Source organism: Proteus sp. TSJ240517, assembly GCF_047921575.1.
Lineage (GTDB): Bacteria > Pseudomonadota > Gammaproteobacteria > Enterobacterales > Enterobacteriaceae > Proteus.
This window is the reverse complement of sequence record NZ_JBLRMH010000006.1, coordinates 122066-139682: the sequence shown is the minus strand read 5'-3', so window position 1 is coordinate 139682 and position 17617 is coordinate 122066. Positions and strand designations below refer to the sequence as shown.

15 protein-coding genes and 1 tRNA gene are annotated in these 17617 nt (G+C 38.9%); 4 read left to right on the top strand and 12 right to left on the bottom strand.

The features are described from left to right. Positions 1 to 53: 53 nt before the first annotated feature. From ACNARN_RS11700 to rpsU, 5 genes are all read right to left on the bottom strand, one after another. Positions 54 to 413, bottom strand: coding sequence for a hypothetical protein (locus tag ACNARN_RS11700; protein ID WP_198626213.1), 360 nt, complete (start codon positions 411 to 413; stop codon positions 54 to 56). A 554-nt stretch (positions 414 to 967) separates the two neighbouring features. Continuing rightward, positions 968 to 1044, bottom strand: a tRNA-Ile gene (locus ACNARN_RS11695). 317 nt (positions 1045 to 1361) lie between these two features. Next, entirely contained in the window at positions 1362 to 3218 is a 1857-nt protein-coding gene (gene rpoD, locus ACNARN_RS11690; RefSeq protein WP_198620772.1) for an RNA polymerase sigma factor RpoD, read from the bottom strand. A 186-nt stretch (positions 3219 to 3404) separates the two neighbouring features. Continuing rightward, complete coding sequence (dnaG, locus tag ACNARN_RS11685; protein ID WP_198620773.1) at positions 3405 to 5153, bottom strand: DNA primase; 1749 nt, start codon at positions 5151 to 5153, stop codon at positions 3405 to 3407. A gap of 112 nt (positions 5154 to 5265) precedes the next feature. Next, positions 5266 to 5481: a 30S ribosomal protein S21 gene (gene rpsU / locus ACNARN_RS11680; protein WP_001144069.1), complete on the bottom strand. Its 216-nt coding sequence runs from the start codon at positions 5479 to 5481 to the stop codon at positions 5266 to 5268. Positions 5482 to 5823: 342 nt separating this feature from the next. Here rpsU and tsaD point away from each other — a divergent pair, with 342 nt between their 5' ends. Continuing rightward, a complete protein-coding gene (gene tsaD / locus ACNARN_RS11675) occupies positions 5824 to 6843 on the top strand; it encodes a tRNA (adenosine(37)-N6)-threonylcarbamoyltransferase complex transferase subunit TsaD (RefSeq protein WP_198620749.1) in 1020 nt (339 codons plus the stop codon). A gap of 81 nt (positions 6844 to 6924) precedes the next feature. On the opposite strand, the gene ACNARN_RS11670 is transcribed toward tsaD, so the two are convergent. The 5 genes from ACNARN_RS11670 to plsY all read right to left on the bottom strand — a co-directional run bounded on the left by ACNARN_RS11670 (position 6925) and on the right by plsY (position 11210). Beyond that, a complete protein-coding gene (locus ACNARN_RS11670; protein ID WP_198620750.1) occupies positions 6925 to 8337 on the bottom strand; it encodes a 3-deoxy-7-phosphoheptulonate synthase class II in 1413 nt (470 codons plus the stop codon). A gap of 59 nt (positions 8338 to 8396) precedes the next feature. Further along, the gene (locus ACNARN_RS11665; protein WP_196532807.1) at positions 8397 to 8795 is read right to left on the bottom strand and encodes a cupin domain-containing protein; all 399 of its coding nucleotides are present in this window, start codon (positions 8793 to 8795) and stop codon (positions 8397 to 8399) included. 78 nt (positions 8796 to 8873) lie between these two features. Beyond that, positions 8874 to 9398, bottom strand: coding sequence for a prephenate dehydratase domain-containing protein (locus tag ACNARN_RS11660; protein ID WP_198620751.1), 525 nt, complete (start codon positions 9396 to 9398; stop codon positions 8874 to 8876). Positions 9399 to 9414: 16 nt separating this feature from the next. After that, complete coding sequence (locus tag ACNARN_RS11655) at positions 9415 to 10113, bottom strand: RraA family protein (RefSeq protein WP_198620752.1); 699 nt, start codon at positions 10111 to 10113, stop codon at positions 9415 to 9417. Between the two features lie 440 nt (positions 10114 to 10553). After that, positions 10554 to 11210 carry a glycerol-3-phosphate 1-O-acyltransferase PlsY gene (plsY, locus tag ACNARN_RS11650; protein WP_023582777.1) on the bottom strand — a complete coding sequence of 219 codons (657 nt, stop codon included), beginning with the start codon at positions 11208 to 11210 and terminating at the stop codon, positions 10554 to 10556. Positions 11211 to 11314: 104 nt separating this feature from the next. On the opposite strand from plsY, the gene folB reads away from it, so the two are divergent. Further along, complete coding sequence (gene folB, locus ACNARN_RS11645; protein WP_099074474.1) at positions 11315 to 11665, top strand: bifunctional dihydroneopterin aldolase/7,8-dihydroneopterin epimerase; 351 nt, start codon at positions 11315 to 11317, stop codon at positions 11663 to 11665. On the opposite strand, the gene ACNARN_RS11640 is transcribed toward folB, so the two are convergent. Then, positions 11666 to 12904: a multifunctional CCA addition/repair protein gene (locus ACNARN_RS11640; protein WP_368927796.1), complete on the bottom strand. Its 1239-nt coding sequence runs from the start codon at positions 12902 to 12904 to the stop codon at positions 11666 to 11668. Between the two features lie 26 nt (positions 12905 to 12930). Then, positions 12931 to 13551 (bottom strand): TIGR04211 family SH3 domain-containing protein, encoded by a 621-nt coding sequence (locus tag ACNARN_RS11635; RefSeq protein ID WP_109373056.1) that lies wholly within the window; start codon positions 13549 to 13551, stop codon positions 12931 to 12933. A gap of 219 nt (positions 13552 to 13770) precedes the next feature. On the opposite strand from ACNARN_RS11635, the gene ACNARN_RS11630 reads away from it, so the two are divergent. Together ACNARN_RS11630 and glnE are read left to right on the top strand one after the other, a co-directional pair. Further along, positions 13771 to 14694 carry an inorganic triphosphatase gene (locus ACNARN_RS11630; protein ID WP_198630321.1) on the top strand — a complete coding sequence of 308 codons (924 nt, stop codon included), beginning with the start codon at positions 13771 to 13773 and terminating at the stop codon, positions 14692 to 14694. A gap of 26 nt (positions 14695 to 14720) precedes the next feature. Next, complete coding sequence (glnE, locus tag ACNARN_RS11625; RefSeq protein ID WP_416304483.1) at positions 14721 to 17561, top strand: bifunctional [glutamate--ammonia ligase]-adenylyl-L-tyrosine phosphorylase/[glutamate--ammonia-ligase] adenylyltransferase; 2841 nt, start codon at positions 14721 to 14723, stop codon at positions 17559 to 17561. Positions 17562 to 17617 lie beyond the last annotated feature (56 nt).

The window sequence follows — 17617 nt, the reverse complement described above, 5'->3', positions numbered from 1 at the left end:
GTTATGTCATTTCCCTTTTTTATTTAGTCATGATTTCTTTTACTTTTGGATAATTAGTGTCTTGATAACCCAATCATAAAGAGGGCATCGTTACCAGGAAAAGTTTTTTCACTTCCAATACATACGGCTATATTTGTTTGTGTCAGAAATGAAACCTTAGCGATATCGTAAAGTGCAGTTGCGTTGTACATAATGCCATAATGATAAGAGCCACCAGTGGTAGGGACAAATTTTATATTGGCTGCTAACACTGGTTTTTCCCCATCGTTATAACTATTAGTTACAACCGTGAGGCTGGAAATTTTGCCATTTTTTACTTTTCCATTTAGTTTTTTGCAATAACCGTCAAAATCAATACCGGCATGCGAAAATGCTGAAAAGGAAAGAATACTAATAATAAGTAATTTTTTCATTTATAACCTCTATATTTGTTTACGGTATTTATATGTGATTGTTGTGTATTCCATTCAATAAATAATTAATGTTTATTGTGGGGGCTAATATGTACATCAAGGTAATGGAAACGATTTAAATATACAGAGGTGAATTATTTTTTAAATATTTTATTTTAATATGTTGTAATGGAAAAATAATATGTTTTTTTGGATCAAGAAATTTTCATATTCTATTAATGAAAGAATAAAGTTTGAGATGTGGAAAAAGGAACACGATAAAAAATAACACATTAATAGTAAAAGAAATTTCATGCTTTACGTGGGATTGATGATCCATATTTCACGCGAGAGCATTTTAGAGAATATTTATTTTTCAGTGAGTTATAGATTTTTGAAACTGAAATAGAATGGAATTCAAAACAAATAATAAAAAATTTTTAAAATGTAGTGATTCTATAAATATTAACGTAGCTAAAAATATCTGATGGGGCAAAAATGGGGCAATGGTTTATAGAAACAAAAAAGCCACTTGCTAAGAAGTGGCTTAATGTGCTGATTTAACAGCTAAAATTTGGTGGCCCCTACTGGACTTGAACCAGTGACCAAGCGATTATGAGTCGCCTGCTCTAACCAACTGAGCTAAGGGGCCTTAATGGAGTGTGATTATACGTGCCATTTGGCACGAGGTCTAGCCTTTGAATGACTGTATGCGCAAATTCTGTTCAATCTAAACAATAAAAAAATAAAACGGAGAATAACTGTGATATCAATAACATAGCGTAACGAGTTATGGATAAGCTTACGCACAGGTACAATAATATAAATAATAAGGCTATTTTTTATAAATATATGTAGGTGAAATCTATCGTAGATTAGATAGATTGTAGATACCGTATCGAAATTCCATAAAAAAACGCCTGTGATATCACAGGCGTTTGTTATAACTTTTATTGAAAAGTAAGTCGATTATTCATCAAGGAAGCTGCGTAACACTTCAGAACGGCTTGGGTGGCGTAATTTACGCAGTGCCTTCGCTTCAATCTGACGAATACGTTCACGGGTAACATCAAACTGTTTACCCACTTCTTCCAAGGTATGGTCGGTATTCATATCGATACCAAAACGCATACGCAGGACTTTCGCTTCACGCAATGTTAAGCCTGCTAACACTTCGTGAGTTGCTGAACGTAAGCTTTCTGATGTTGCAGAATCCAGTGGTAATTCGAGAGTAGTATCCTCGATAAAATCACCTAAATGTGAATCTTCATCGTCACCGATTGGGGTTTCCATGGAGATTGGTTCTTTAGCGATTTTCAGTACCTTACGGATCTTGTCTTCAGGCATCAGCATGCGTTCTGCAAGTTCTTCTGGTGAAGGTTCACGCCCCATCTCTTGCAACATTTGACGAGAGATACGGTTCAGTTTATTAATCGTTTCGATCATGTGAACAGGGATACGGATTGTACGCGCCTGATCAGCGATTGAACGAGTAATTGCCTGACGGATCCACCATGTTGCATAAGTTGAGAACTTATAACCACGACGGTATTCAAATTTATCAACCGCTTTCATCAGACCAATATTCCCTTCCTGAATCAGGTCAAGGAACTGTAAGCCACGGTTGGTATATTTTTTCGCGATAGAGATAACGAGACGTAAGTTCGCTTCGACCATCTCTTTTTTCGCACGACGTGCTTTTGCTTCACCGATAGACATACGACGGTTAATATCTTTAACCTGTTCGATTGTCAGTCCAGTTTCAACTTCAATTTGTTGCAGTTTTTGTAAGCTGCGTTGTACTTCTTCTTCAATACCTGCCAGTTTTTCAGACCAAGGCTTATTCATTGCACGAGCAGCAGTGAACCATGTGTCATTGGTTTCGTTACCTGTAAACAGCGTAATGAAGGTTTTCTTTGGCATCTTAACTTGATCAACACAAAGACGCATGATGTGACGTTCTTGAGCACGAACTCTGTCCATCATGTCACGCATATTGTTAACCAAATAATCAAATTGTTTCGGTACTAAACGGAACTGTTTGAAAATTTCAGATAATAATAAGATTTCAAGCTCTGTATCTTTGTGGTTGCGACCTTTCGCCTTGATAGTTTGGCGAGTTTTTTCATATTGCTCACGAAGCTCAGTAAATTTCTGACGCGCTAATTCAGGATCGATGCTGTTATCATCATCGCTATCGCTGTCATTGTCGCCATCTTCATCTTCGTCTTCATCTTCGTCTTCAGCGCTGTTGTCAACTTCATCATCATCTTTGCCTAAGTTGACATCTTCACTTTCTGCCATTTCTTCGGCATTAGGGTCAATAAACGCAGTAATTAAGTCTGAAAGACGTGCTTCGCCAGCTTCAACGCGATCATACTGTTCAAGAAGATAAGTAATTGCTTCAGGATATTCTGCAACGGAACATTGAACTTGGTTAATACCATCTTCAATGCGTTTTGCGATATCAATTTCACCTTCCCGGGTGAGCAGTTCAACGGTACCCATTTCGCGCATATACATACGCACAGGGTCGGTTGTACGGCCAATCTCAGATTCTACACTAGAAAGTACCTGAGCTGCGGCTTCTGCAGCATCATCATCAGTATCATTTGAATTTTCTGCCAGCATCAGATCATCGGCGTCAGGTGCTTCTTCCATAACCTGAATGCCCATGTCGTTAATCATCTGGATGATGTCTTCGATTTGATCTGAATCGACGATATCTTCCGGCAGATGGTCATTGACCTCAGCATAGGTCAGGTAGCCTTGCTCCTTACCTTTAGTAACAAGTAGCTTCAGCTGTGACTGCGGGTTTTGCTCCATAAGACGGTATCCACACTTCAAAGTAATTTGGGTTGGTGTCGGTCGGCGATAACTGTTCAGCCAACAATAACTACGGAGGGGCATTTTCATTGTCGATTGCTACGGTCCCCTCAGCGTAGCAAATGTAGGTTTTTAGTACCTACCGATAGCGGCAATTAAGCCGTGTTTTTAATCTTAATTCTGTGTTTACTTTTTAACGCGTGCCTGTATTATCAATTGGACTTCTTCGCGTTCATCTTGCGTTAGGCCTTCTGTTCTCTCTTTCGCAATAAGTGTGTTTAAACGTTCATCCATTGCGGTTAAAAAAAGATGATCTAACGTGTCTGTAAAGGTTTTTTCTGCAATCTCATCTATATCTATATCGTTCCACATTGCCAATTTTTCAAGCTGTTTACCGAATTTATTCTCTCTATAGAGTTCGATAATCTGTCCCGTATTTAGGCCAGGTTGTGCTTGGCAAACAGAAACTAATTCAATAAAAAGTGATAGACCTGCAATTTTTTCTGTACTTAATCCCTCGAGAGGGGGCACTAATTTAGAGAATTCTGGGTTTTGTATCAATAGGGCAATCAATATACGCATCGGTGTTGTGCGTAATTTTGTCGGTTGATACGATAAATCGTGATTAACCGGCGTTCTACCAAATAAACGATCCATCTGCTCAATATCGGGATTTCCCGTTAAGCTTCCAAGCTCTCTTAATAAATATAGACGTAAAGTTTCACTTGGGATCTTATCTATTAATGGTCTGGCTAAACTATATAGCTTACCATTGCCTTCTTGAGTACTCAGATCCACTTGAGGAACGAGTGAATCAAATAAAAATTCTGATAATGAATGTGCTTGTTCCATACGTTTTTCAAAAGCTTCTTTACCTTCACGACGAACCAATGAATCGGGATCATCACCTTCGGGTAAAAACATAAAACGTAAAGAGCGACCATCATTTAAAAAAGGAAGGGCGGTTTCTAATGCTCGCCATGCGGCATCACGTCCAGCTCTATCTCCATCATAGCAGCAAATAATGTTATCCGTTGTCCGAAAGAGCAACTGGATATGTTCTGCGGTGGTGGAGGTTCCTAATGAGGCAACGGCATAATCAATACCAAACTGCGCTAATGCCACAACATCCATATAACCTTCAACAACTAATAGCTTTGTGACGTTATTATTAGATTGTTGCGCTTCATAAAGTCCGTAAAGTTGACGTCCTTTATGGAATATCTCTGTTTCTGGTGAGTTTAAGTATTTAGGTAAATCATCACCTAAAACACGCCCACCAAAGGCAATAACACGACCACGTCTATCTCGGATAGGAAACATGACTCGTTGGCGAAAACGATCATAAGTGCGACCATTATCGTTAGTTATTACCATACCCGCTTCAAGAAGTAAGGCTTTATTATCGGCACTTTGACCAAAACGTTTTAGGACGTTATCCCAACCTGTTGGTACAAATCCAATAGAAAAACGGGTAATAATATCTTCACTAAGCCCACGATGCGCAAGGTAGTTTCTTGCTTCCTGTGCATCAGGTTTATTGAGAGCGCTACTATAATACTGATTCAATTTCTCCATCACTTGATAGAGATTTTGTCTTATATGTCGTTCAATAGGGCTACTGCTTGTTCCTGATTCATAAGGAACGTCTAACCCATGCATTGCTGCTAACTCTTCAATGGTTTCGACAAAATCGAGTCTGTCGTAATTCATCAAAAAATCAATAGCATTGCCATGCGCGCCGCAACCAAAACAGTGGTAAAACTGTTTGTCGCTATTTACTGTGAAAGAGGGCGTTTTTTCATTATGAAACGGACAACACGCTGAATGATTTTTGCCTTGTTTTTTTAACGGCACGCGAGCGTCGATAAGATCGATGATATCGGTTCGAGCTAGCAAATCATTGATAAATGAACGTGGAATTCGTCCAGCCATAAGCCCTTTTACGCCTGTTGTTGAACGAGAATAAGCCGCGCTCTCAGGAGAAAGCACGGCCTTTAACTGCGACTACAGTGTCTGCATACGTTGCGGTATAAGCCGCAAAATATTAGTACAGACGAGTACGACGTGCGTTTTCGCGAGCTAATTTTTTAGCGTGACGTTTTACTGCTGATGCTTTAGCGCGTTTACGTTCAGTCGTTGGTTTTTCATAAAACTCACGACGACGAACTTCTGCTAATACGCCTGCTTTTTCACAAGAGCGTTTGAAACGACGAAGAGCAACGTCAAATGGCTCGTTTTCACGTACTTTGATTACCGGCATGTGCCTCTCACCTCAATAGAAATCGGTTTGCGCTGGCATTATTTAAGCCAGCCGACATTTAAAATGGTGCGGAATTTTACTTCAAAGCAGGGCACTTTGTAAAGAGATGCACAAAATTGAAACGCAAACTCTCACTTTTGTGTCTTTTTAATAAGTACACAAAAAGCGACAGTCGCTAACCACACATTTAAATCACTTAAAATAGGTGAATAATTATAGACCAGAAAAAGGAATTTGTCACATGCTGGTATGTAAAAGATGTTGCGAAGGCGTATAAAATCACCGAAATAATGATACAATCGATTCATTACGCGAGTTAGCGAAGAAGAATTTGGAAGCGTCATGCGAGTTTTAGGTATTGAAACATCTTGCGATGAAACCGGTATCGCAATCTATGATGATAAAGCCGGCCTATTAGCGAATCAACTTTATAGCCAGATTAAACTGCACGCCGATTATGGTGGGGTAGTTCCTGAGCTTGCTTCACGGGATCATATCCGTAAAACAGTACCTCTTATTCAAGCAGCACTGAAAGAAGCAAATCTTACGGCGCAAGATATTGATGCGGTTGCTTATACTGCTGGCCCCGGTCTTGTTGGCGCGTTGCTTGTAGGGGCAACCATTGGACGCTCATTAGCTTTTGCGTGGGATGTCCCAGCTATTCCTGTTCATCATATGGAAGGCCATTTATTGGCTCCAATGCTTGAAGAGAAAACACCAGAGTTTCCATTTGTGGCACTTTTGGTTTCTGGTGGCCATACACAGTTAATTAGTGTGACGGGAATTGGCGAATACGCCTTATTAGGTGAATCTATTGATGATGCTGCTGGCGAAGCTTTTGATAAAACGGCAAAACTGCTGGGATTAGATTACCCTGGTGGCCCAGTATTATCGAAAATGGCGCAACAAGGCACAGAAGGTCGCTTTGTCTTTCCTCGCCCAATGACAGATAGACCTGGACTTGATTTTAGTTTCTCGGGTTTAAAAACCTTTGCAGCTAATACTATTCGTCAAAATGATGATTCAGACCAAACTCGCGCTGATATTGCACGGGCATTTGAAGATGCGGTTGTTGATACGCTTGCGATAAAATGTCGTAGAGCTTTAGAACAAACAGGCTTTAAACGTTTGGTGATGGCAGGTGGTGTAAGTGCTAATCGTACATTACGTGCAAAAATGGAAACCGTAATGAAGCAATTAGGTGGCGAAGTTTTTTATGCGCGTCCTGAATTGTGTACTGATAATGGCGCAATGATTGCACTAGCAGGAATGATCCGCTTTAAAGGCGGTACAGAAGGCCCGTTAAGTGTGACCGTAAGACCTCGCTGGCCTTTAGCTGAGTTGCCTGCATTAACGCGTTAATAGTTATAAGCTAAAAAATAATTCAAAATTGAAGCGCTTTGGTGTGTTATCAAAGCGCTTTTTTGTATCTTTATTTTAAAGCTAGCTATAAGACATTGTCGTCCAGTGTTGTCCCACAAGAAAAGCGAGCTCTAATGATTGTGTTCGATTAAGTCGAGGATCACATAACGTTTGGTAGCCATGACTTAAGTCCGTAGGATTAATTTGTTGTAACCCACCTGTACATTCAGTGACTTCTTGTCCTGTCATTTCTAAATGTATTCCTCCTGCCTGAATACCCATATCATGAAGAATATGAATAAAAGCACGAGTTTCTGAGGCAATATCAGAAAAATGTCGAGTCTTGATACCTGTACTGGTAGATTGTGTATTGCCATGCATAGGATCGATAAGCCAGATAACAGAGCGCTGATGATGTTGTATAGTTTCGACCAATTCAGGTAGATGAGAATGAATGGCATCTTTTCCCATACGTACAATTAAAATAATTTTACCTATTTCATTTTCAGGATTTAACCTATCAATCAGCTGAATGAGTTTTTCTCCTGACATTCTTGAGCTACATTTTATACCAATAGGATTTTCTATCCCGCGAAGATATTCAATATGAGCGTGGTCAATATCGGTTGTCCTTTCTCCAACCCAAACCATATGTGCTGAACAGTTATACCATTTGTTATCTTCAGAATCTTGGCGACTCATTGCTTCTTCATAATGCAAAAGTAATGCTTCATGGCTGATATAATATGAGGAAGTATCGGGACGCTTATTGATAATATATTGCTGAGAATGATAGAGCTGCTCCAACAAATTAGAATAGTGTGCAGGCTCTGTTGAACCTGGGTAGGTTTTAATCTCTAGTGCGGTTTTATGTCCTGCATATTGAGTATAATTCATTGCTCGTAACAAATTTAATGTTACCGCAGAATGATGATAAGCCGTGATCATTCTTAGTGGATCGGGCTGTCTGCTTTTGCTTGAGAAATCTAGACCATTAATAATTTCGCCACGATAGCTGGGTAAGGTTAAGCCATTTAGTGTTTCAAAAGGTTGGCTGCGAGGCTTGGCATATTGTCCTGCGATACGTCCCAGCTTTATCACGGGTAATCCTGTTGATTGCTCTATTAATGCAGACATCTGTGCCAAGGTAAAAGTTAAATCTCGAATAATGGTTGATTGGCAATTATCAAAAGATTCTGCGCAATCTCCACCTTGAAGGAGAAAAGCTTCTCCATTCGCGACTAGTTTTAATAAATTTTTAAAAGCTCTTATTTCTGATGCCAGAATTAATGGTGGACTGTCTTTTAATCTTTCTTGGCAATAAGTAAGCGCATGAATATCTGGATATTCTGGTAATTGTTTGGACGGTAATGCCTTCCACGATGAAGGTCGCCATGATAATGAAACCACATTGCTTGATAGTATGTGATTGGCTAATTGAGGTGTTTTATCATTACGTCCGGTCAAAACATCAATATCATAAGTACTAAACATCGTGAGTACTCCTATAACTGACGAGAGAAGATGAGCGAGGATTAAACCTCGCTACACACTTATTCTTGTGGTTGAGAGGTCTCTAAATAGGTTTTGATAACGCCATTTTGTCTCGCCACATAGTCTTCTCTTACTGGGGTATACACATCAATAACCTCAGAAGGCTCTAGTGCGATAGCGTGGTGAACAGCCCAAGAGGGAATAATAAAAGAGTCACCAGCATGTAAATAAACGATGCGATCATCAACAGTGAGTTTGAGCGAGCCCTTTAATATTGTTGTGGCTGTTTCATGCTCATGTTTGTGTTCTGGAATAATGGCATTAGGTTTAAATGTCCAAAATGCAATTGTAAAATCAGTGCCATGAATAAATTTGGCTTGAATTTTACTTTCTTCACCTTCATTGCGATTTAAATCCATATCATAAGAAATCATTTCATCAGACAAATATAAGCTCATATTTTCTTCCTCATTATTTAAAAATAATATCCCATTAATGAATAATTCATAGATAGTTAATTGAAATGTAATCAATGATTAATTCAATTTTGAATGAATGGAAAATCCCATTGGCACTGGGCCAAAGTCATATAATATATTTAAGTGATATTTATTAGCGGCTTTTAATGTTGTAATACAACCGTCAACATTTCCTAAGCTACATTGTAAAGCTGCTTCACTATTAGAATTGAAAAGTTCTTTCTCAATATTGTCGAGCTCTTTAATTTTATTAAAGAGATCTTTAGGTGCAGGATGAGAACCTAATTTTTTTATTTCATTAATATTGTTAAATCGACTAGCAAACAACATATTATGAGTGTCCATAACAAAGCAGTCGGTTAATTTAATAAATGAAAGATTACTAAAAACAATATTATGTAAATAGGGATAAACAATACAACCTAACAAAACACTATTTGGACTTTTCTCCATCTCTTTCACTGCGGTTTCTAACGTAGGATGAAGAATAATATTACCTTGTTGGTTATTTTTATTTAACCAGTAATGTGCGGCCTTTTCACAGTTTGTTCCAGAAGGCCCTAAAGTATGAATATTTATCATTTTTATGAAGCCTCAATTATATACGACCAGTTGTGTTAATTAGCTCAGGTAAGCGTTCCCCTTGTTTGATTTTCTTTAGCATACTATTTTCAATGCTATGAATTTTTTTTGCTTCTTCTAGTACTTTATCAACGAGGTTTAAGGGAATAATTACGGTGCCATTAGGATCTGAAATTACTAGATCGCCACTATAAATAGTTGAGTATTCAATAGTACAATGGGTTCCAGTCTCACTCACAAGGTAGGCTCCTTGTGTATCTGTGGGAGTAAGATTGGTGGCAATAACTGGAATTGTTAAATCCATAAGCTCATTTTTATCGCGTACAGCTCCACCTAGAATAATGGCGTCAAATCCGAGCTTTTCAAAATAAGTACAGCTCATTCCACCTGCAAGAGCCGCTTCTGTGATTAATTCATACCCACCAGCAATATAAATTAATCCTTTGGCATCTGTTAATTCAGGAACTAAAAAAGGGCTTACTTGCTCCCAAGTTGAAGGTTGTTTTTCTAAAATAGATTTTTGTTTCCTTATTAATTTCCATTGAACTGTATAAGCTTGGGCTACGGAATAAAAATCTTCTAGATTAATACTTCTTAATTGACTATTCAGGACGGTTGTTTTTCCTAACCCATCAAGAATATCAACCAATGTTGATGTACTTAACTTCATTTTTTTTATTGAGTTAATTATATTTTTATCTATTTTTACAAACATAGTTTACTCCAATAAAATGGATGGTTAAATAATTGTTGTTTTTTGGGCTCGTATTAATTAATAGATGTAAATTAATGGTTGTTCAAGTAATTTGTTATTGTAAAAGATGAATTTAATATAGTTCGATGATTATGTTGATTATTTAATTTTAATAATAACTTTAATGTTGTTTGTTTAATTGTTGTTATAATTTTTATTGGTTAATATTAATTGGGGTTGATTTTTGTTTTCTAATTTAATTAACCTCTATGGTTAATTCTATTTTAATAAAACTGTCATGTTTATTTTAAGGCAATATGCTGCTAACTATTATTTAAATGACTTTTAATTACAATTAAAATTAGGGATAATTAATTTATTAAGTTTATATTAAAGAGAAAAAAAGCTACTTATTAATTTAATAGGTAGCTTTTTTTATTATGACATTTGGGCAAAGGAGGTTAATCTTCTTTTTCTTGCTCTTTAGCTTCTTGAATGATCTCTTTTTCTGTTTTTTCAGTCTTTTTCTTTAATTTATGCCAGATACGGCTCTCTTGACCACGCCATAAACGTTGAATATTGTCGTGATGACGGTAAAGTACCAGACATGATAATAAAGCAACGGGATAAGTGAATTCTGGTTTAAACCACCAAACATAAAAAGGGGCAAGCAGTGCGCTGATAATCGCACCAAGCGATGAATAGCCACTCAGTAAGACGGTGAGTAACCACGTTCCTGCGATAAGCCCACTTAAATCCCAACCAATGGCAGCGATAGCACCAAATGCAGTGGCTACACCTTTTCCGCCTTTAAAGTGGAAAAAAACAGGATAAATATGACCTAGACAAGCTGCTATTGCGACAATACCGAGGTAAAAAGGAGGCACATTTAAGTAATAGGCGAGCCAAACAGGGATCATCCCTTTTAGGACGTCACAAATAAGAACGGCTGCCGCGGCTGCCTTTCCTCCAATACGTAGGACGTTGGTTGCTCCGGGATTGCCAGAGCCAAATTTTCTTGGATCAGGGAGTCTTGCCAGTCGGCAAATCAATATCGCGCTGGAGATTGAGCCGCACAAGTAGGCGAAGATGATCATTCCAAGTGCGTTAGCACTCATTTGTATTCTCCAATGTTTATGTAAGTTCGTTAAGCATGTATGGATAATACGCATATTTCATCGGAAGTGGTATCCGATGAGCAGAAAAAATAAGAGATGACGTGATGGATATCGTATTTATTGAGCAATTATCAGTAATAACCACAATCGGTGTTTATGATTGGGAAAAAACCATAAAACAAAAATTAGTGTTCGATATCGAAATGGAATGGGATAACAAACGCGCATCCCAAACTGATGATGTGGTTCATTGTTTAGATTATGCCAGTGTGAGCAATGCAATTATTGACTATGTTGAGACTCGACGTTTTGAATTAGTTGAACGTGTTGCTGAAGAAGTGGCACAGCTATTGATAACGCAATTTGCTGTACCAAGAGTAAAAATTAAATTAGCGAAACCAGGAGCTGTTGCACAAGCCACAAATGTAGGTGTGATTATTGAGCGTAAAGCTTAATTAGCGCTGTTCCTGATTAAGTCGCGATTTCCATTTTATAATCGCGACTTCTCGTTGCTTGGTTAGCGCATCTCGTATTGCACTGCCTTTTAATCCACTTTCAATGATTGGCTTAATATCCACATTATTTGCAACAAGGAAAGCTTGGCAAAGAAACGCACGTTGTGGATAAGCAATATTTTCTAAGCCCTTACGTCCTCTCGCATCCGCTTCACTCACCATTGCAAGTTGTTCAACACGTTCTGGTTTTCGCCATGCATCAATAGCATCAAATAAGCGGATTATTTTAGAGGGGCGCATTCTATCAATACGATGGATATGATCATGAAATCTTGTCGTTAAACGCGCGAGATCACGGATATGATTAGGAATACGATAACGTTGACACAAGGCTTCAACTAAAGGCACACCCGCAGGGCCATGACCGTGATGATGAGGCCAATTTTCAGGAGGTGTTAATCCTTTTCCCAAATCATGGCATAAGGCACTAAAGCGTACCGCAATATCGTCTGTTAATTGACTGGCGATATTAAGTACCATCATGGCATGAATGCCAGTATCGATTTCTGGGTGCCATTTTTCAGGAGCAGGTACACCAAACAAAGCATCAATTTCAGGAAAAAGAACGCTTAAAGCACCACATTGACGTAAAACTTCAAAATAGACTTGAGGCGCGGGGCTCTCAAGGGCTTTTTCAGTCTCTTTCCAAACACGTTCAGCAGTCAGTGTATTTAACTCACCACTTTGTGCCATCGTCTTCATTAATTGCAGTGTTTCAGGTGCAACATTAAATCCTAAAGGCGCAAACCGTGCCGCAAAACGTGCAACTCGCAAAACTCTTAACGGATCTTCTGAAAATGCCTCAGAAACATGGCGAAGTTGTCTCGCATTGATGTCATCTATGCCGTGGTAAGGATCGACATATCCGCCATCAACGGAATAAGCGATAGCGTTAATGGTGAGATCACGACGCGCAAGATCGTCTTCTAATGTGACATCGGGTGCTGCATAGCAAGTGAATCCCGTGTAACCTGAGCCTGATTTTCGTTCTGTACGCGCAAGGGCATATTCTTCATGAGTATCTGGATGAAGAAAAACAGGAAAATCTTTGCCTACTTGTTGATAGCCTTGTTGTAATAGCATTTGAGGTGTTGCACCAACAACAACCCAATCTCTGTCTTTTACTGGCATCTGTAACAGTTGGTCGCGTACAGCGCCACCAACAAGGTATATATTCACGGGATCACTGTTCCTTTGGTTGGATATTAGTTCATCCAACGATCATTACGTTTACGACGACGCGGAATAATATGTGGAAGGATCAGGCCAAAGACAAGACCTGCACCAGCAACACCACCACCATACATAAACCACTGTAAGATGATATCGCGTTGTCTGTCATCTAATTGTTGATTAGCAAAATCGAGTTTTTTCTCTGCGACAGCGAGCTTAGTTCTCATTTGTTCATTTTCTTTTTTCAAGCCATTGATGATGTCATCACTGTTTGAAACTTTATTTTGCATATCTATTGTACGTTGATTCCAACTTTGGTCGATATTCGCCAGTTTGTCGCGCAGTGTTTGGATCTCTTTTTCCATCGCAGGAATGCGAGTACGCATGCTTGGCTGAGCACTCAGTTGGCTTTCAGGTATCCAAACAGTACGATCTTTATCGTCTTTAATTTGTACGTAACCCGTTGCTGCATTACGAGAAAGTACGGTGACTGTTGAGCCAGAATTTAAAGAGCCAACGATTCGATACTGATTTCCTGGTCCACTATGCACATAAGTGGATAATTCATCGGAAACATAACGAGTTTCTGCGTGTGAGCTCAGAGAAAAGCCTAAGCCAAGTAAGGAAAGAAAAAGTAAGGGTAATTTTCGCATTATGTTTTCAACTTTTTTATCTATACAAGAGAATATTTTTACTGATACTAAAGAGTAAAGTTTGCGTAAGCAAATAGTAAACCAGAATGAGAACAGTCTTAACTGGTAGAATATAGGGATAATCTGCCTTTTATTCATTATTGTTATTAGGCTATCACTTGCAAAATGAAAATGCGTCAAATATTTTACTAATCAATTGATTTACTTAAGGGAAATAGAATGAGCCAATTAGAAACTGAACTCAAAATGAGTGCCATACCTGCCGCTATTCCTCACATTATTCAGCGCATTCTGACTCTACCTCATCAGCATACTGCACCCAAAAAGCTGACTAATCTTTACTTTGAAACCGCAGATAATCAAATTCGTCGCTGGGATATGGGGCTGCGTATTCGTGGTGTTGATGAACGTTATGAAATGACAATTAAAACTGCCGGTAAAGTCGTTGCTGGTTTGCATCAACGTCCAGAATATAACGTGGAATTAGAACAACCTAAATTAGATCTAGCACGATTCCCAGCAGAAATCTGGCCTGAAAATACCGACTTTACACAATTAGAGTCTCAACTTGATGTGCTGTTTAATACGGACTTTTACCGTGAAATTTGGCTGGTGGATTTTCAAAATAGCCAAATTGAAGTGGTGTTAGATAAAGGTGCTATTCGCACTCATCAATATGAGTTGCCCATTGAAGAGTTCGAGTTAGAACTCAAAAAAGGCAATGTGTCAGATGTTATCGCATTAGCGACTTATTTAGGTGAAAAGGGCGGATTGCGTCTTGCTTCTCGCAGTAAGGCGGCTCGAGGCTATTATTTGGCGAAAGATAAACCTGCATTATCGTTGAGTGTGGTGAATCTTTCTCCTAGTGATACAACGGCTCAGCAATTGACTAAATGGTTAAGTGCGATACAGGCATTAGAAGAAGCGATTTTTGCCAATCCGACGCCACCGACAATTACCATGCCTGCCATGTTGGCATTATTTTCAGATTGGTGCAAAAAACAGTCTGATTTGCCTAGATCTATGGAGCAATCACTCAATGCGATTTCACCGTTAACATTTACAACAGCAACCGACTATTATCATGTTTTATGGTTGAATTTTAAGTTATCTTCTATGGCATGGTTACTGTCTATTGCTTAATTTCCTGACAACTTGAGAGTCTATTTATGTCTGTTATCGGTGTATTTCAACAATTGTGGAATAAAGCACAGTGTGGGTTCTCTTCTCAATTGAATGCGTTAGCGCCTTTTAGTGAACAAGAACAACAGTTTTTTGCTTTTAGCCCCTTTGTAACAGAGCATTTGCGCATTAATCCTCAATGGTTGACTGATATCAGACAAAATCCGCCAACGAGTGTGGAATGGCAGAGTTATGAGCCTCAATTGACAGCAAAATTAGCCGATATTGATAATGAAGATGACGTTATGCGAGTTTTACGCCAATTTCGTCATCAACAATTAGTGCGCATTGCATGGCTACAATTTTTTCAATTAGCCGATATTCCTTGTGTGCTAAAACATTTGAGCGTATTAGCTGAAACATTAATTTGTGGCGCAAGAGATACGCTTTATCAGCAATGTTGCCAACAATGGGGAACGCCTTGTGATAATGAGGGAAAACCTCAGCCATTACTGATTTTAGGAATGGGAAAACTAGGTGGGTTTGAACTTAACTTTTCTTCTGATATCGACTTAATTTTTGCCTATCCTGAAAATGGGTTTACACAAGGTGGACGACGAGAATTAGATAATGCGCAGTTTTTTACGCGCTTAGGTCAAAAGCTGATTAAAGCGCTGGATCAGCATACTATTGATGGTTTTGTCTACCGCGTTGATATGCGGTTACGTCCTTTTGGCGAAAGTGGGCCTTTGGTAATGAGCTTTGCGGCACTGGAAGATTATTATCAAGAGCAAGGGCGCGATTGGGAACGTTACGCCATGATCAAAGCACGCGTTTTAGGGGCAGAAAAGAAAGAGTATTGCCAAGTATTGCGCCAAATGTTGCGTCCTTTTGTTTATCGTCGTTATATTGATTTTAGTGTTATTCAATCACTTAGAAATATGAAATCCATGATAAGTCGTGAAGTTCGTCGTCGTGGCATGATTGATAATATAAAATTAGGCTCTGGTGGTATTCGTGAAATCGAATTTATTACGCAAGTTTTCCAGCTAATTCGTGGTGGTAGAGAGCCTGAGCTTCAAAGCAATTCATTGTTAACGGTGCTTAACGTTATTGCGAAACTTGAATTACTCACCGCAGAAGAAACGGTACAATTGGCTGAAAGCTACCTTTTTCTTCGCCGATTAGAAAATCTTTTACAGTCTATTGGTGATCAACAAACCCAAACCTTACCTGAAAGTGAAGAAGATAAAGCCAGATTGACTTTGGCAATGGGATTTGATGATTGGGAAGCGCTTTATCAAGAAATTAACCACAAGATGCAGGCTGTTTCCGTGATTTTCACGCAATTAATCGGTGAAGAAGACGAAAACGATGATGAAGACGATATCTCTGAATTTAAGCGTCTTTGGTTACTTGGTCGCTTGCCTGAAACATCATCATTATTTCATGAAACATTAACCAGTGAAGCGCTTGAGGCAATAAATCAGACGTTGCAGAATTTTCGCCAAGATATTGGCAAGCGAACCATTGGGCCAAGAGGACGCGATGTTCTTGATGCCTTAATGCCAAAACTATTGGCTAAAATTTGCCAGCAACCCCTTACCTTAGTGACACTACAACGCGTGACGCCTTTGCTATTAAGCATTGTGAGTCGTACAACGTATTTAGAGTTGATGCAAGAATCGGATGAAGTTTTAACGCATGTTATACGACTTTGTGCGGCATCACCGATGATCGCTGAACAATTAGCGCTTCATCCTTTACTATTGGACGAATTACTTGATCCTAATTCTCTCTATCAACCCCTGCCTTTAGATGCGTATCGTGATGAATTACGCCAATATTTATTACGTGTACCAGAAGAAGATGAAGAGCAACGATTAGAAGCATTACGCCAGTTTAAGCAAGCCCAATTACTACGTATCGCCGCTGAAGATATTACAGGTGTATTGCCAGTAATGAAGGTTAGCGATCACTTAACGTATTTAGCAGAAGCTATTATTCATTCTGTTGTTCATCAAGCTTGGTCATATATGGTGAAACGTTATGGTGAACCTGAACATTTAGCTCATCGTGATGGGCTGGGTTTTGCGGTGATTGGATACGGTAAATTGGGGGGATGGGAGTTAGGATATAGCTCTGATTTGGACTTGGTCTTTTTATTAGATTGTCCAATAAACACTGTGACAACAGGGGCAAAACAGATTGATGCTCGCCAGTTTTATCTGCGTTTAGCACAGCGTATTATCCATTTGTTTAGTACCAGAACATCTTCTGGCGTGTTGTATGAAGTCGATGCGCGTCTACGTCCTTCGGGTGAATCAGGTATGTTGGTAAGTACTATTCAAGCTTTTGATGAATATCAGAAAAATGAAGCTTGGACTTGGGAGCATCAAGCTTTAATTCGCGCTAGAATGATTTATGGCGATGATAAATTACAACAGATGTTTTCACGTATTCGTCATGAAACGTTATGCCTTTCTCGTGATGCTGATGTGTTACAAAATGAAGTACGCGATATGCGTAAAAAAATGGTGCAACATCTTGCACCAACGCAAGCCGATAAGTTTGATTTAAAAACCTCATCTGGCGGTATTACTGATATTGAATTTATTGCGCAATATTTAGTATTGCGTTTTTCTCACCAATATCCGGCTTTAACTCGTTGGTCTGATAATGTGCGTATTTTTGAATTAATGGCAAAGCATCAAGTGATGGATGAAGATGAAGCTCTCGCTTTAACACATGCTTATGTCACATTGCGTAATGAATTACATCATCTGGCGCTACAAGCATTACCTGCCATTGTGGATAATCATTGTTTTATCGCAGAGCGAGAGTGTGTATTAAAAAGCAAATTGAAGTGGCTTGGTGAACAAGAGTAATGGTTTGTTGGCATGAAGTCTTATGTGTATCTCTTTTTGCTTAACAAGTTATGGTA

What these genes read in the sequence shown, in the direction of transcription:
- dnaG (WP_198620773.1), bottom strand. Translation starts at nt 5,153, where the DNA reads ATGGCTGGACGAATTCCACGTTCATTTATCAATGATTTGCTAGCTCGA.
- ACNARN_RS11635 (WP_109373056.1), bottom strand. Translation starts at nt 13,551, where the DNA reads ATGCGAAAATTACCCTTACTTTTTCTTTCCTTACTTGGCTTAGGCTTT.
- rpsU (WP_001144069.1), bottom strand. Translation starts at nt 5,481, where the DNA reads ATGCCGGTAATCAAAGTACGTGAAAACGAGCCATTTGACGTTGCTCTT.
- ACNARN_RS11660 (WP_198620751.1), bottom strand. Translation starts at nt 9,398, where the DNA reads ATGATAAATATTCATACTTTAGGGCCTTCTGGAACAAACTGTGAAAAG.
- ACNARN_RS11670 (WP_198620750.1), bottom strand. Translation starts at nt 8,337, where the DNA reads ATGTTTAGTACTTATGATATTGATGTTTTGACCGGACGTAATGATAAA.
- plsY (WP_023582777.1), bottom strand. Translation starts at nt 11,210, where the DNA reads ATGAGTGCTAACGCACTTGGAATGATCATCTTCGCCTACTTGTGCGGC.
- ACNARN_RS11700 (WP_198626213.1), bottom strand. Translation starts at nt 413, where the DNA reads ATGAAAAAATTACTTATTATTAGTATTCTTTCCTTTTCAGCATTTTCG.
- folB (WP_099074474.1), top strand. Translation starts at nt 11,315, where the DNA reads ATGGATATCGTATTTATTGAGCAATTATCAGTAATAACCACAATCGGT.
- rpoD (WP_198620772.1), bottom strand. Translation starts at nt 3,218, where the DNA reads ATGGAGCAAAACCCGCAGTCACAGCTGAAGCTACTTGTTACTAAAGGT.
- glnE (WP_416304483.1), top strand. Translation starts at nt 14,721, where the DNA reads ATGTCTGTTATCGGTGTATTTCAACAATTGTGGAATAAAGCACAGTGT.
- ACNARN_RS11665 (WP_196532807.1), bottom strand. Translation starts at nt 8,795, where the DNA reads ATGAGCTTATATTTGTCTGATGAAATGATTTCTTATGATATGGATTTA.
- ACNARN_RS11630 (WP_198630321.1), top strand. Translation starts at nt 13,771, where the DNA reads ATGAGCCAATTAGAAACTGAACTCAAAATGAGTGCCATACCTGCCGCT.
- tsaD (WP_198620749.1), top strand. Translation starts at nt 5,824, where the DNA reads ATGCGAGTTTTAGGTATTGAAACATCTTGCGATGAAACCGGTATCGCA.
- ACNARN_RS11655 (WP_198620752.1), bottom strand. Translation starts at nt 10,113, where the DNA reads ATGTTTGTAAAAATAGATAAAAATATAATTAACTCAATAAAAAAAATG.